Below are 14901 nucleotides of genomic sequence, written 5' to 3'. Positions count from 1 at the left end.
AGAAGAGCACCATAGAAAAATAGAGGGAAAAGGTTATGAAGAAGCGGATTAAGCACTTTAAATCCAATAAGAGTTTGACTGCGGCTGGTCTGGCCTTGCTGGCCACTGGCCTGGCCGTTGGCAATGCCAATGCCGTCAAGGCTGACGCGGCAACTGATTCCAAGCCGGCGGCAACCGTTGAGACGACTAAGTCGGCGGCTAATTCAGATACGCCGGCGGCCGCGCAAACGACCACACAGACAACCGCGGCCACACAGACAACCGCGGCGACGCAGCCGACCACACAGCCGACCACGGCTGCGCAGACAGCTAAGACGCCAGCCGCGTCAACGACCACGGCTGTTAAGGCCACACCGGCTAAGGCTGCGTCAACGGCCACGGTGGCTAAGTCCAAGTCAACGGCGACTAAGGCAGTGAAGGCAGCCAAGGCGCCGGCAATTCAAACGGCCCAAAAGGCAGTCGCTGCTGCGCCAGCGGCTCAGCCGACCAAGAATGCCTTTAAGACGTCTTCTGGCCTGACTTTCTACTACGATGGCAACGGCAATGTGGTTAAGAACCAGTTCATTACCGTTGATGGCAAGCAGTACTACGCCGATTCAACGGGGAAGATTGCCAAGAGCACGACCAAGACTCTGAACGGGATCAAGGTTTCGTTTGACAAGAAAGGCGCCGTCAACAACGGGGTGGATCACGCCCAGCTTCTGCGCGATCAAACGGAATTTCTGACGGCGGTCAAGCTGAAGAAGGGGGCCAAGTACGACTGGACCGAATCCAAGAATGGCTACCAAGAGTCAGCTGTCCACGAAATGGCCCAATTGCTGGCCCAAGGCGACGTCAAGGAAGACAATGCCGTCATTGCTTCACTAATGGAAAAGAACAGCTCCATGCAAGGCAAGGTTCTGGCGACTTTGACGGCCAACGTTGCCAAAAGCAACGAAACTGCCGCTCAATTTGCCAAGGATCTGGTTGCCAAGCTGGGGAATGCTGACGCGACTGGCAGCTTTGTTGGGGTTGGCTACTACAAGGGTACCTTGGCCGGCCTGATCTACAAGGTTGAAGCCGTTGCCCCGGCCAAGCAGGCCGCCTCCGCTTTGGCCCCAACGGTTAAAAAGGTTGATGGCCAAGACAAGGTGAAGATCCAAAATGGCCTGAAGGACGGCCAAGCCCTGAGCAGCGAGGAAACGAGCAAGCTGCAAGCCAACATTTCCGCCGCCCTCTTGACCGGACCAGCTGGAACTGAGATCAGCCAGGACGTCTTGACGGCGATTGAAGCCGGACTTGGCGGGGATGATTCAGCCGATGTTGGCACGACTGACTATCTTGATGAAACTGGCAAGACTTATCATTACGTCTACTGGCTGGACGGGGCTGACAGCGCCGCCAAGCTGGCCAACTTCTTAAGCCTCAACCAGGGCGTCAAATATGGCGAAGCCATCAAGGCCAACTTCACAGCGACTTTGACTGAAGGGACCGGCAACAATAGCGATGCGGTCAATGAGACGCCAACCAGCAAGAAGACGGCTGACGAAATTACCGCTGCTTATCAAAACGGGACTGAAACCGGCTTGAAATACGAGAGTGTCAAAGTGGAGAAAATCCCAGGTCTGACTGACGAGATGGCCCGCGGGGTGGACGTGTCGACCTACCAGGCCATGCTCAAGGCTGGCGTGAAGTACTATGACTTTAATGGCAAGGAAGCCGACCTGTTTGACGTTTTGAAGGAAGCCGGCGTCAACTGGGTTCGCCTGCGTCTTTGGAACGATCCCTACAATGCAGACGGCAACGGCTACGGCGGCGGGAACACCGACGAGGAAAGCCTGATCAAGACGGCCTTGCAGGCCAAGAAGTATGGGATGAAGGTCCTGCTTGACTTCCACTATTCAGACTTCTGGGCTGACCCAGCCAAGCAGCTTTTGCCAAAGGCCTGGAAGAACCTGTCCAAGGCTGAATTAAACGAGTCCGTTTCCCTTTACACTCAGAGGGTTCTGGGCGATCTGGCCAAGGCGGGTGTTGCTCCAGCCATGGTTCAAATCGGCAACGAAATTACCAAGGGCTGCTTCGGCTATGATGCTGACCAATTGACCGGGGGAGATTGGAACAAGTTCTGGCAAAGCGACTACGGCACGACCGTTGCGGGCTATTTGGCAACGGCGGCCAAGGCAGTCAGAAGTGCTGACAAGGACGCCAAAATTGCCGTTCAGTTTGAATCGCCAGACGTTGACCGCTACCGGATGATCATGACGGTCTTGAAGAACAACGGCGTTGACTACGACTACTTGGGGACGTCCTACTATCCATTCTGGGGCAGTTCCAACAACAATCCGGACAACCTGCTGAAGGTGCAGGAAATGGCCCAAAAGGAATTCGGCAAGCGGGTAGTCGTCATGGAAACCAGCTGGCTGAACAACGTCAACGACTCCGACGGCACTGGCAACAACATCGGCTACGCTCCAAGCGACTATGCGATTGGACCGCAAGGGCAGGTTGATGAAGTGACCGCCCTCTACAAGTCCCTGGTCCAGGGTGGCGGCGTTGGGGCCTTCTACTGGGAGCCGGCCCAAATTGCAGTCAGAGCCGGCTGGAACAGCTGGAACTACAACAAGCAGGTGGCCAACGTCTTAGGTACTGGCTGGGCTTCCAAGTATGCGATCGGCTACGCGCCTGACAATGAAATGTACTACAACGGCAAGGAAACCTGGGGCGGTTCAACCTGGGACAACATGGGCCTGTTTGATGACCATGGCTACCCGCTGCAATCATTGCTGGTCTACAAGGGCATGATGGAAGGCTACGCGTCCCCAGAAAACGTGGCATCAACCGTAACGACGAAAGTCAGCGCCGTTTACGGGGCTGACGGAATCCAGTTGCCAGAGGCCAATGCCTTGAAGGCGGGGCAAACCGTGACCTTGAGCAACTATTTGACGGCAGCTGCTGGCGTTTATTTGAATGGGACCAAGGGCACCGCGATCAGTGAAGGATCCCTGAAGGCCTTGTTCAATGGCTTGAGCGGAACAAGCGATGCCATTAAGGGTGCCCAGTTCACTGACGCTAGTGGCAACAAGTACCACTGGGAATACTGGCTTGAAGGCAAGACAGCAGCCGACAAGCTGGCCAACTTCTTAAAGGCCAACAGCGGTGCCAAGTACGGGGAGGCCTTGACGGTTAACTATACCGCGACTCTGGTTAAGGACAAGCAGAATTCCGTTTCGGCAACTTCAAGTGCAGTTCCAGCTTTGACCAAGGTTTGGGGCCTTGACGGCGTCACGATCGACAAGCCGCTGACTGAAGGATCAGCTTTGCCTGAAGCTGATGCCAAGGCGATCAATGCCCTGCTGGCAAGCACCCTGACCGGCGAAAAGGGCGAAGCCATTCCAAGCTCGGCCTGGGACAAGGTCAAGACGGCTTTGGCTAATGGCGTCAACGGCAATGATGTCTTCACGGTTGCTTTCGCCAGCGGAAGCAAGTCGACCTACCGCTACGTCTACTACCTTGACGGCACTGATCTGGCTGACTTGAACAAGGACGCCAAGTATGGTGATTCAGTCAAGCTGAACCTGACGGCTTCATTGAAGTGGCTTGCCAACCTTTAACGAATAAGCGATCATTAGAAAAGCACTCTAGATCACGTGATCTAGGGTGCTTTTTGGTGCATCGCTGCATCTGCTATGGAAAAATATCAAAATCAAAGGTCAAGCTGATTGTAATTTTCTATCAACTAACTATATCGGATAATCAGAGATTGCATGATAATTTAGGTCAAAATGAATGCATAAACAGTTATGGATTTCAAGATGGGAGTTTCAAGCTAACGGACCCGGCTGCGACGGATGGCAACCGGGACTGCTCGTTGGGCCAATTGCCGGTAGCCTAATGCAATTAAGACGGCTGCCGCGGTCAAACCGAAAATTCTGGATAAAAAAGTCATAGCGATTACCTCCTCGGAAAAATTAACTGATTCGCAACTTCTTCTTGAAGTTGTGCCTTTATCATAGCCGAAGTCTGTGACCATCTTGTGAACATTACCCTAAGAAAGCATGCGTTTATCTTAAGAAGTTGTCAACAAGGCAAAGAAAAAGGACCTGAAATTTGCTTCAGGTCCTTTAAATATGCTGATGATTAACGGAAGTTGGACTTAACGACGTACTTGCCAACAGCAACGATGTAGTACTTCTTGCCTTTAATCGTAACTGCTGAGCCATAGGTCTTGTGCTTGCTGTTCTTCTTCCAGGTCGTCTTGCCTGAGCGGACAGCCTTGCCCTTGGACTTCTTGTAGACGTAAGCGTTCTTCTTCAAAGTCCGCTGGGTCCCGTCGGCGTTTGCCGCAACGACAAAGGCGTTGGTGCCAACTTGGTAGTACTTCTTATTGTCCAAAGTAGCACTGGCCAAAGCGTAGAGCTTCTTGCCTTCAGCGTAGGCAACCGTTGTCTTTTGCAAGTCCTTGGTGTAGGCGATAGAGCCGTGCTTCAAGGTAATGTACTTGCCGTCGGCGTTGACCGCGCGGACGTACTTGTTGGTCCCGATGCGGTAGAACTTGCTGCCGGCCAGGGTTACCTTTTCGTAAGCGTAAAGCTTCTTGCCAGGCTTGTAGCCTTCCTTGGTGGCCTTGGCGTTCTTGTCGTAGACCAAAGTGCCGACCTTCAAGGTGATGTACTTGCCGTCAACGTTTGAGGCTCTGATGTATTGGCTGGCCTTCTTGGAGATCTTGTAGAACTTGGTCGTCCCGCGGGTCAGAGTGCCATAGGTGGTAATCGTCTTGCCGGCCTTGATGGTCTTGACGCCCTTGATGCGAACGGCTTTGCTATTGTAAACGGCTGAGTTTCTTTGAACCTTCTTCTTGGCTACGGCATTGGTCGTAGTGATGTTGGTGTAAGACTTGCTTGGCAATGCCCCTAAAACCATGTCGGCCTTGAAGGCGTCAGTCCCCAAGCTGCTTACGACGAAGCTGGCGCTGCCTTTTCCGGCCTTATAGGCACCGGTAAAGGTGTAGGTTACCTTGCCATTCTTGTCAGTGGTCGTCTTGGCCTTCTTGCCGTTTAAGGTCAGGTCGCTGTAAACGGCACTGTCCTTGTCCAGGCTGAAGCTGAGCGTGGTCAGCTTGCCATTCTTGATGACCACGTTCATCATGGTTGGCAGCAGGCTGGCTTCAGTTGAGTTGACGTTGCTGCCGACATCGTAGAATTCAGCACTGACAGCGTAAGTGCCATCGCGGTATTCAATGGACTTGGTCGTCTTGACTGCGGCAGAAGCAACGCCGGCGCTGACTGCTGGGGCCAGGCTGACAACGGAGGTTGCCAGTGACAGGGCAGTCAGCAAAGACTTAGTAATTTTTCGCAATTTTTACCTCCTAAGAACATAACACAATGATCTTTTCCGTTTTTAATTATCGTACTTAAAGGCGCATTTGACAATAGAATCCGGCCCGTTTTCCGTTGCTGATTGGCAAAGTTTTTTCCTTTATATGCTGAAAAAATTGTCATATTTGTTTACGCTTGCAAAAGGTGCTAGGATTAAAGTGAAAAGGTGAGAGCATTTTGCCTAAATGGTGGCCACATGCCAGATGGATCAGTTGCACAGTTAGCCCAAGAGAAGGGGGTAATTCGTCATGACCAGAACCCATGCCAAGAAAGCCTATCGCAAAGCCCGCCGCCAGCGGCAGCTAGCCTGCCCAAGCGGGAAGAAGGCCTTTAAGACCAAGTTTGACGCGGACCTGTTCCTCTACCGGGAGCAAGCCGCCATGCACTCGATGGAAATCAACCACGAGCACTGGCACAAGATGCCGATCCGGGCCTACCTTTGTCCTTACTGCAAGCATTACCACGTGACCTCGATGTCGAGCGAGCGCTGGGGGCAGCTGCTCAAGCAGGGACATTTGGATTGAGAAAAGCGAGTCAGCAAGCTGCTGGCCCGCTTTTTTTGCTTACGGATGCCTTATAGTATAATTGACTTAGAATTTTGCATAAAAACGGAAAGGAAAAGACTTATGGCAGAAAGAATCAACGCTTGTTTTTACGACATCGAGTCGCTGACCAATGCCTTTACCTTGTCCTGCTACCGGCCTGATGACGGCCGCGTCGACATCTATTACTTGGTTGATGACCCGGCCTTGATGGACGGGGACAGCATGGACTTCAAGAAAATGACGGCTGCCCGGATCCGGCAGAAGAACCAGAACTTTGCCGGCCAGGTCTACTACCAGAATCTGCAGGGGCAAAAGGCCAACGAGCGCCTGGCCATGACTTTTGGCGTCTCTGACGCCCATTACGTCAATGATCCAGACGCTGAATCCAGTTTTCCTGATGCCTTCCGTCCCATCTGCGACACTGACCCGGACTATCGCCCGGAAAAGGCGCCATGGCTGATGGGCTACAATTCCAGCAACTACGACCTGACCATGCTGGCCTACTACTTCAACTTGGTCTGGCAGCCTGGGGAAGACGGCAAGCGGTCCCGCTTCAAGCCCACGACCGCCAGAATCATGCGGGCCTTCAATGATGAGCTTTTTTCCGGCCGCTACATCGGCAACATGCGCCTCAGACTCTGGAATGACCAGACGCTGGGGATGATTGCCAAGAACTTCATCATGAGCGGACGGCAGATCGATGTGGCCCAGCTCAACGAGCGGCAAAGGCGGGTCGGCCTCAAGCGCCTGCTGGGGATGCTGGGCTGGCAGATCCTGGAAAGCGACAAATTGCGCCCAGGGACTGACCGTTTGCGGAATGAAGACGAGCTGGCTGACTTGATTGCCTACAATGTCTCAGACGTCGTCAATTTAAAGGAGCTTTTCCTGCATCCCTTCTACCAAGGCCAGTTCATTTTGAAAAAGGGCCTGCTGGAACGCTACCCCGACTTGGTCTATGAGGAAAAAGGAAGCAGCTATCAGCCAAACGTCTCGCCTAAAGCGGTCAGAAAAGACCGGCTGACGATTGACTCAACTTCCGCCAACTTCGCCCGCAAGACCTTGTGCCCTTATGGCCGCTTGAAGGACAGCCGCTGCGTCTCCTTCCTGTATCCAGCCAAGGAGGTCTGCCAAAAGACCGGCGAAAAGCAGCGCGATATCCTGGAGGAAAGCCGGGACTTTTTCTACGGCTTGTTCAAAGAGTCTGACCTGCGCGAGAAGTTCGACCGGGTTTATGACTTCTACAAGCAGTTCGCGGGGAAGAACTTCAACCCCAGCAAGGAGTACCAGGAAGACTACGGGGACGAGGCCTTGCCAGTGGCTGATCTGGCCCAGCTGAAGACCGGCGACACCAACTTGTTTTACTATGAAAAAGATGGCCGGCCGTCGACCTGCTACATTACTTTTTCAATTGGGGGCCTGCATGGGTCGGAATACAACCGGGACTTGTTTGAAAAAGACCACCAGGCCTGGGAGCAAAAGACAGCGGATTTGGCTTACGTGAAGCGCAAGTTTCCTGATCCGCTGGCCCTGCGCCAGGCTAAGACCGTTGAACTGCCAGACGGGCGGGTGGAAAAATACAACGCCTTTTTGACCAGCAAGGCTACGATCAAGGCCATGTCGGCTGCCAAGCCCGAAGAGCTGAACCAGTTCTGGAAGGACTTCAAAGACGAAGAACCGGCAGTCTTCAAGCTGACGGGCGGCAAGGTCAAGCTGAACGAGCGCTACGCCTACACTTCCGCTGACCTGACCAACCACGAGGACTTTACCTCCTACTATCCAAACATGCTCCGCCGGCTGAATGCCTTTTACAACGAGAAGCTGGGAGAAGACCGCTACACGGCGATCTTCCAGAGAAAGCAGGAATTGGACGTCTTTCGGAAAGACCCCAAGGCCAGTCCGGAAGAGCGGCGGATGTACAATATCGAGCGGGAAGGGACCAAGCTGATTCTGAATTCCGCCACTGGGGCGGCTGACCCGCGGGATGAGCATACGCCGTCGGTGATCCGGATGAACAACCGCATCCGCTCCATGCGGATTATCGGCCAGCTGTTCACTTACATGATTGGCCAGGCGCAGACCTACTACGGGGCCAGAATCGTTTCCACCAACACGGATGGCCTGTACTCAGTCTTGGAAAAAGGGCTGAATGATAAAATTCTGGCTGATGAAGCCAAGCAGATCGGGGTCGAGATTGAGCCGGAAGAGCTGTACCTGATTTCCAAGGACTCCAACAACCGGATGGAGCTGGCCAGTCCCGCCCTTGATGCCGCGGTGTTATCCGCTTCCGGGGCCAGTCTGGCCTGCCGTAAGGACACTTCCCCGACCAAGTCCTTGTCCCATCCGGCCATCATCGACTGGGCCTTGAGCGAATACCTGCGCCAGGCAGCCGCCAGCGGCACTTTGAGCGCCCACTTTGACCGCGAGCTTGGTCAAAAGATCATGGCCAAGATTCCAGCGGCCTTTCCAGACCCGGCCCACCGCCTGCGGATGTTCCAAAACGTGCTGGCCTCCAACCACAGCCGGGAAAAGGCCAGCTGCATCTTTGGGGTTGACCCGGCGGAAGCTTTTGACTTGGACGACCCTAGTCAAGTCTGCCCGGATCCCTTGATCATGCAGCGCTACAACCGGGTCTTCATCTGCAAGGATGACTCGCCTTTGACCGTGCACCTGTACGCGGCCACGGCCAAGAAGGTGACGCCGGCCATGCAGAAAAAGCGCCAGCGGGACGGCGAGCCTTTGCTGCAAGATGACCAGACCGCCCGCCTGGTGCTGGAGGCCAATGGCTTTAAGAACCTGGGCCGGGGAAGAGAGGCGGCCGTCAAGCGGATTCCAAACTTGAATCCGGCCTGGTTCATGCACCTGGAAAACCGGGCCATCAACCTGCTGGATCCAGAAGCCTCCGGCCAGCTGCTGGACTCGCTTGACCTTGACAAGTACCTGGAGCTGGTGGAAAGCGCCTATGAGAACAATTGGCGCAATTTGACCCCAGCTGAGTAAGGCAGAAGGCCATGTTTTTTGCTAAAATAGATAGGCCAAAAAAGATAAATTCGCTAATGCAGGCAAAAATAGCAGCAATTAATTCCAGGAAGAGAGGGGATTACTCGCGATGACCAAGAAGATTATGGACAAGGACGGCATCCGCCGGGCCTTGACAAGAATGAGCTATGAAATCGTTGAACGCAACCAGGGGACGGAAAATCTGGTCCTGATCGGGATCAAGACCCGGGGCTGGTATCTGGCCCAGCGGATCGCGGACCGCTTAAAGCAGATCGAAGGGCATGAGCTGCCCGTCGTCTCCTTGGACATTTCCGGCTACCGCGACGACTTGAGCCAGGAAGAAAAGGAAAAGGCCATGGAGAGCTTTGAAACGCCAGTCGACTTGACCGGCAAGACCGTCATCCTGGTCGATGACGTCCTTTATACGGGCCGGACCATCCGGGCGGCTTTAGACGCCATCATGGACCAGGGGCGGCCAGCCAAGATCGCCCTGGCGGTCCTGATCGACCGCGGGCACCGGGAGCTGCCGATCCGGCCGGACTTTATCGGGAAGAATATCCCGACTGCCGCCAGCGAGGACGTGCAAGTCTACGTGCAGGAAGCTGACGGCGAGGATGCCGTCAAGATCAGTGAAGGTGAATAGAGAATGGCAGAACAGTACTTTACAGAAAATCCAACCACGGCTCATGACGAGCAACAGGTCAACTACCACTTGCAAGGGATCAGCCTGAATTTGACCACCGATGCCGGCGTTTTTTCCAAGAACCGGGTTGACTATGGGTCAGGAGTCTTGATTGAGCAGATGCTGGAGCAAGAGCCGGCAGCAGGCAAGATTCTGGACCTGGGCTGCGGCTATGGCCCGATTGGTTTGTTTGCCGCCAAAAAGTGGCCTGACCGGCAAGTGGACATGGTCGACGTCAATGAGCGGGCCCTGGCCTTGGCCAAGCGCAACGCGGCCGCCAACGGAGTCAAGAACGTCCAGATCTTTGCCTCAGACCGCTATGAGCAAGTTGCGGCAAGCGACTATGCCATGATCGTGACCAACCCGCCGATCCGGGCGGGCAAGAGCATCTGGTCAGCCATGATCGAGCAAGCCCCCCAGCACCTGGCTGCTGGCGGCCTGCTCTTGGTCGTGATCCAGAAGAAGCAAGGCGAACCCAGTGCCCGCAAGCTGATGAAGGCCAAGTTTGGCAACTGCGAGATTTTGACCCGGGACAAGGGCTACTACATTTTAAAGAGCGTGAAGAACTGATGTATACGAGCGAAGAAAAGAAGCGCTACATGCAGCTGGCCTTTGCTGAAGCTGAAAAGGCCCGGGTCCAGGATGAGGTGCCGATCGGCGCCATCGTCGTGGGACCGGACGGAACCGTGATCGGGAAGGGCTACAACCGCCGCGAGCTGGATGAGGACGGGACGGCCCATGCCGAGATGCTGGCAATCCGCCAGGCCTGCCAGGCCCTTGACTCCTGGCGCCTGATCGACTGCAGCCTGTTCGTGACCCTTGAGCCTTGTGCCATGTGCGCCGGGGCCATCATCAACTCCCGGATCAAGGAAGTCTACTTCGCGGCCATGGACCCCAAGGCCGGCGCCGCGGGCAGCGTGGTGGACTTGTTTGCCGTTGAGAAGTTCAATCATCATCCGGCAGTGGTCCGTGGCCTGTTCAAGGAGCAGGGCGCCCAGATCTTAAAGGACTTCTTCCGCCAGATCCGGGCCAAGCAGAAGGCTGCCAAGGAAAAAGCGAAAAAAGCCCAAGAAAATGACTCAGAAAATTGCCAAACGGAGCAGTTTAAGATACAATAGTTGTCGGGCAATGTTTGTCTTCCGAAGCGTGTCAGGACCGGAAGGTAGCAGCACTAAGGTTGTTCAGGCATGTGCCCTTTATTTTGAAATCAACAAGCTCTTAGCTCCTCGGAGCTAGGAGCTTTTTTAATCGCAAGCAAAGGAGCAAGCAAAGAGAATGGCATATCAAGCTCTTTACCGGAAATGGCGGCCCCAGACCTTTGACGCGGTCGTCGGCCAAGAGGCTATTACTGATACCCTGAAGAACGCGATCAAGCGCGGCAAGGTTTCGCACGCCTTCCTGTTCGCCGGTCCCCGGGGGACGGGGAAGACCTCTTGTGCCAAGATTTTTGCCAAGGCCTTGAACTGCTTGAATCTGCAGGACGGGGAGCCCTGCAACGAATGCGCCAACTGCAAGGCGGCTGACGAAGGGGCCATGCCGGACATTCTGGAACTTGACGCGGCCTCCAACAACAGCGTGGAGGACATCCGCGACCTTTTGTCCAAGGTCAGCTACAGTCCCAATCAGGGCCGCTGCAAGGTCTACATCATCGACGAAGTCCACATGCTGACCATGTCAGCCTTCAACGCCCTCTTGAAGACCTTGGAAGAGCCGCCGGAGAGCGTGGTCTTTATCCTGGCCACGACCGAGCTGCAGAAGGTGCCGGCCACGATCATCTCCCGGACCCAGCGCTACAACTTCAAGCGCATCTCCAAGCAGGACCTGGTCAAGCGGATGAAATACATCCTGGATCAGGAAGGGATCAAGTATGAGGACAAGGCCCTGTCCGTCATTGCCCAAGTCGCTGACGGGGGGATGCGGGACGCCTTGAGCATCCTGGACCAGCTGATGTCCTTTGAAAAAGAGCAGCTGCTTTACCAGGACGCCCTGGAAATCACTGGCTTTGCCGCCAGAGAGCAGATCGAAAAGATCCTGCTGGCCCTTTTTAAGGAAGACGCGGCCAGCGCCTTGACTTTAGCCAAGGAGGCGGCCAAGGACGGGGCCAGTCCCCAGAACATCTTAAGCGAAATCATCAGCCTGGCCACGGAAGGGCTGCTGGCGGTCAAGACCCAGCAGGACAGCGGGAACTTCTTGACTCCGGACTTCTACCAGACCCTGCTGCAGGTGCGGGAAGGGCGCTTTTACCAGGTGATCGACCAGGCCAACGATGCCTTGAACAACCTCCGCTTCACCAACCAGCAGCAGATTCCGTTGGACGTCTTCTTGGTCAAGGCCGCCAGCGGCCAAAGCGTGCAAAAGGAGCCGGCCCAAAGCCAAGGATCAGTGGCCGTGACCGCCGCTGACCCAAGACTGGCCCAGCAGGTCGACCAGCTGACCCAGCAGGTGCAGGCCTTGAGCCAGCAAGTCGCGCGCCTTAGCCAAGGGCGGGCGAATGGCGGGGGCAGCCTGAGTCCAAATCATGTCTTCAGGCTTAACCAGACCCTGTTTGACGACAAAAAGAAGCAGGACCTCTTGAGCAGCCGCACCCAGTCCGGCCAAGGCAAGGCGGCTGCCCCAAGCCCGCGGTCCTTCAAGTCCTCAAGCGCGGACGTCAATGCCGTTTTGGCCGCCGCGACCCGGGCTGACCTGGAAGAAGCCAAGAACTTGTGGGAGCGGGACCTGCCGTCGGAATTGACGGGGCCAGACCAGGCAGCCTTGAAATTCCTGGAGCCAATCGCGGCCGGGAACGGAAAGATGCTGCTGAAGGTCAAGAACGATGCTTGGCAGGTCGGTCATGACCCAGACGGCTTTTTGACCGAGCTGAAGGACCTGCTGGAGCGCTTCACCAAGACCCCATGGACCTTGGCCCTGGTCGAGGAAGCAGAATGGCCAAGCATCCGCCAGGCCTTTATCAAGGAGCACTTCGCCAAGAAGAAGCCGGCCCCAGCTGATTCGCCAGCCGAGCAGCCAGCTGCAGAGGCAACGGCTGCGGAAACAGGGCCCGTGCCACCGGAAGCACCGGCAGAAGCAGAGCCGGAAGTGGAGCCTGACAATTCCGATGTCGTGGACAAGGCCCGGGAAGTCTTCGGCGACCTGGTTCAGGTAAAAGATTAACGATTCTTAAATATTGCAAAAAATCGCAAAAAACGGGCTTTTTGCTCTAGGAAAAGCCCGGATTAGCGCTAAAATATTGTCATAAAAGGAGTAATTTACAATGAGTAGAAGACCAGCTTTCCCAGGCATGGGCGGCATGAACATGCAACAAATGATGAAGCAAGCCAAGAAGCTTCAAGAACAGATGGCCCAAGAACAGCAGACCATCACTGAGCAGGAATTCGTTGGCAAGTCAGCTGACGACATGGTGGTTGCCACTTTCACCGGTGACCGGCACTTGAAGGAGATCGCCATCAAGCCGGACGCCATTGACCCTGACGACCCTGACATGCTGCAGGATTTGATCATTGACGCCGTCAACAAGGGCTTGACCCAAATCGACCAAGCTACCCAAGCCAGCTTAGGCAAGTACACGAAAGGCCTGATGTAATTTGCAGTACCCATTGCCCATTGCCCATTTGATCGATTCATTCATGAAGCTGCCCGGGATCGGGGAAAAGACCGCGACCCGGCTGGCTTTTTACGTGATGGACATGCCTGAGGGTGACGTCAAGGAATTTTCAGAGGCCCTGGTGGACGTGAAGCAGAAATTGACGACCTGTTCAGTCTGCGGCAACATCACTGAGCACGACCCCTGCGAAATCTGCACCAATCCTAACCGCGACCGGTCAACGATCATGGTGGTGGAAGAGCCCAAGGACGTCATGGCCTTTGAGAACATGGGCGAGTACAACGGCTTGTATCACGTGCTGCACGGCGTTTTGTCGCCGATGGACGGGATTGGGCCGGAAGAGATCAACATCAAGTCGCTGATCGTCCGCCTGCAGAAGAACGACGCGGCCAAGGAGGTCATCCTAGCCTTGAATTCAACGCCTGAAGGCGAATCGACTTCAATGTATATCAGCCGGCTGATCAAGCCGGCCGGAATCAAGGTGACGCGCTTGGCGGCCGGCCTGGCCGTTGGCTCTGACATTGAATATGCCAACCTGATCACGCTCAAGCGCGCGGTACAAGGAAGGACGGAACTCTGATGTCAAAAAGAAGATCCGACAAGATCAAGCAAGCAGAAGATGCCAAATTGATGGCCGCGGTGGAGAAGATCCAGCAGGAAATCAGCCTGAACAAGGGCCTGGACAATACCACCCTGGACATGTCTGACGACAACATCATCACGGACAAGGTATTGCGGGCAGAGTATGCCTTCTTGTACGATGAAGCCCGCTACCGGCACGCGAGCTACACCGGCGTGACCAACGCGATTTCCCAATGATTGAGCGGGAGCAGAATATCTCTAACGAATAATTAAAGGCTTCTAGAAGTGAAAAACTTCCGGAAGCCTTTTTTATGTATTTCAAATCACAGCAGAAAGCTGCTGAAGCTCAAAAGTCCCTAACTGCCATAATAACATTGAGTTTTTTCCTGTCCTTTGAACCAACCCCCTAGATTTGGTGCAAGATATGACTGTAAATACTAGCGATAGTTCTGTAAAATAGAACGTAGAATATCGGAAGGAATATGCAGCAAAATGACAGGATATTTTATTACTTTTGAAGGCCCAGACGGCGCCGGCAAGACGACCGTGATCAATGAAGTCGTCAAGCAAATCCAAGCTTCTTGCAAGCGGCCGATTCTGGTGACCAGAGAGCCCGGCGGCTCCAAGATCGCGGAAAAGATCCGCCAGATCATTCTGGATCCCGCCAACACGGAAATGAACGCCAAGACTGAGGCCCTCCTTTACGCGGCCAGCCGGTCCCAGCACGTCAGCGAGATCATTGAGCCGGCCTTGAAGCGCGGGGACCTGGTGATTTCCGACCGCTTCGTTGACTCATCCCTGGCTTATCAAGGCAAGGGGCGGGGCCTGGGCATCAAGCAGGTGCAGGCGATCAACGACTTCGCGACGGGCCACCTGCAGCCGGATTTGACGATCTTTCTGGATCTTGACCCGCGCCTTGGCTTGGCCCGCATCAGCCGGGCAAGAGCAGGCACGGAAGACCGCCTGGAACAGGAAAAGCTGGCCTTTCACCAAGAGGTCTATGCCGGCTACCAGGAAGTCAACGCCCTGCACCCGGACCGGGTCAAGCTGGTCGATGCCAGTCAGGAATTGCCACAAGTCGTGGCGGCAAGTGTTAAACTAATTGCAAGCACCTTACCAGAGATTTTTGAAAAGTAA

General features: G+C 54.8%; 12 protein-coding genes and 1 other RNA gene. 12 read left to right on the top strand and 1 reads right to left on the bottom strand.

The genetic code is table 11. The annotated features are described in order from the left end of the window. Nucleotides 1-35 precede the first annotated feature (35 nt). Complete coding sequence (locus FYJ62_RS04675; RefSeq protein WP_154548216.1) at nucleotides 36-3590, top strand: glycoside hydrolase family 53 protein; 3555 nt, start codon at nucleotides 36-38, stop codon at nucleotides 3588-3590. A 526-nt stretch (nucleotides 3591-4116) separates the two neighbouring features. Here the strand turns inward: FYJ62_RS04675 and FYJ62_RS04670 are convergent. Continuing rightward, entirely contained in the window at nucleotides 4117-5334 is a 1218-nt protein-coding gene (locus FYJ62_RS04670) for an SLAP domain-containing protein (protein ID WP_154548214.1), read from the bottom strand. 268 nt (nucleotides 5335-5602) lie between these two features. Here FYJ62_RS04670 and FYJ62_RS04665 point away from each other — a divergent pair, with 268 nt between their 5' ends. The 11 genes from FYJ62_RS04665 (at nucleotide 5603) to tmk (ending at nucleotide 14901) form a co-directional block, all read left to right on the top strand. Next, nucleotides 5603-5878, top strand: a complete 276-nt coding sequence (locus FYJ62_RS04665) for a hypothetical protein (protein ID WP_154548212.1) — start codon at nucleotides 5603-5605, stop codon at nucleotides 5876-5878. A gap of 102 nt (nucleotides 5879-5980) precedes the next feature. After that, nucleotides 5981-8896 carry a hypothetical protein gene (locus tag FYJ62_RS04660; protein WP_154548210.1) on the top strand — a complete coding sequence of 972 codons (2916 nt, stop codon included), beginning with the start codon at nucleotides 5981-5983 and terminating at the stop codon, nucleotides 8894-8896. Between the two features lie 109 nt (nucleotides 8897-9005). Then, the gene (pyrR, locus tag FYJ62_RS04655) at nucleotides 9006-9539 is read left to right on the top strand and encodes a bifunctional pyr operon transcriptional regulator/uracil phosphoribosyltransferase PyrR (RefSeq protein ID WP_154548208.1); all 534 of its coding nucleotides are present in this window, start codon (nucleotides 9006-9008) and stop codon (nucleotides 9537-9539) included. A 3-nt stretch (nucleotides 9540-9542) separates the two neighbouring features. Then, on the top strand, nucleotides 9543-10148 hold the full coding sequence (locus tag FYJ62_RS04650; RefSeq protein WP_154548206.1) for a class I SAM-dependent methyltransferase: 606 nt from the start codon (nucleotides 9543-9545) through the stop codon (nucleotides 10146-10148). After that, entirely contained in the window at nucleotides 10148-10696 is a 549-nt protein-coding gene (gene tadA, locus FYJ62_RS04645) for a tRNA adenosine(34) deaminase TadA (RefSeq protein ID WP_154548204.1), read from the top strand. Before FYJ62_RS04650 ends, tadA begins: the two co-directional genes overlap by 1 nt. A gap of 1 nt (nucleotide 10697) precedes the next feature. Continuing rightward, an RNA gene (gene ffs, locus FYJ62_RS04640) (signal recognition particle sRNA small type) lies at nucleotides 10698-10779 on the top strand. 74 nt (nucleotides 10780-10853) lie between these two features. Further along, on the top strand, nucleotides 10854-12731 hold the full coding sequence (gene dnaX / locus FYJ62_RS04635; RefSeq protein ID WP_154548202.1) for a DNA polymerase III subunit gamma/tau: 1878 nt from the start codon (nucleotides 10854-10856) through the stop codon (nucleotides 12729-12731). Between the two features lie 100 nt (nucleotides 12732-12831). Then, entirely contained in the window at nucleotides 12832-13161 is a 330-nt protein-coding gene (locus FYJ62_RS04630) for a YbaB/EbfC family nucleoid-associated protein (protein WP_154548200.1), read from the top strand. A 1-nt stretch (nucleotide 13162) separates the two neighbouring features. Continuing rightward, on the top strand, nucleotides 13163-13762 hold the full coding sequence (recR, locus tag FYJ62_RS04625) for a recombination mediator RecR (RefSeq protein ID WP_154548198.1): 600 nt from the start codon (nucleotides 13163-13165) through the stop codon (nucleotides 13760-13762). After that, nucleotides 13762-14001 (top strand): YaaL family protein, encoded by a 240-nt coding sequence (locus FYJ62_RS04620; RefSeq protein ID WP_154548196.1) that lies wholly within the window; start codon nucleotides 13762-13764, stop codon nucleotides 13999-14001. Before recR ends, FYJ62_RS04620 begins: the two co-directional genes overlap by 1 nt. A gap of 255 nt (nucleotides 14002-14256) precedes the next feature. Next, nucleotides 14257-14901, top strand: coding sequence for a dTMP kinase (tmk, locus tag FYJ62_RS04615; RefSeq protein WP_154548194.1), 645 nt, complete (start codon nucleotides 14257-14259; stop codon nucleotides 14899-14901).

Origin of the sequence: Lactobacillus porci (assembly GCF_009695985.1) — a bacterium.
GTDB lineage: Bacteria > Bacillota > Bacilli > Lactobacillales > Lactobacillaceae > Lactobacillus > Lactobacillus absianus.
The sequence above is the reverse complement of the archived record's forward strand: the minus strand, read 5'-3'. Positions and strand labels throughout refer to the sequence as shown.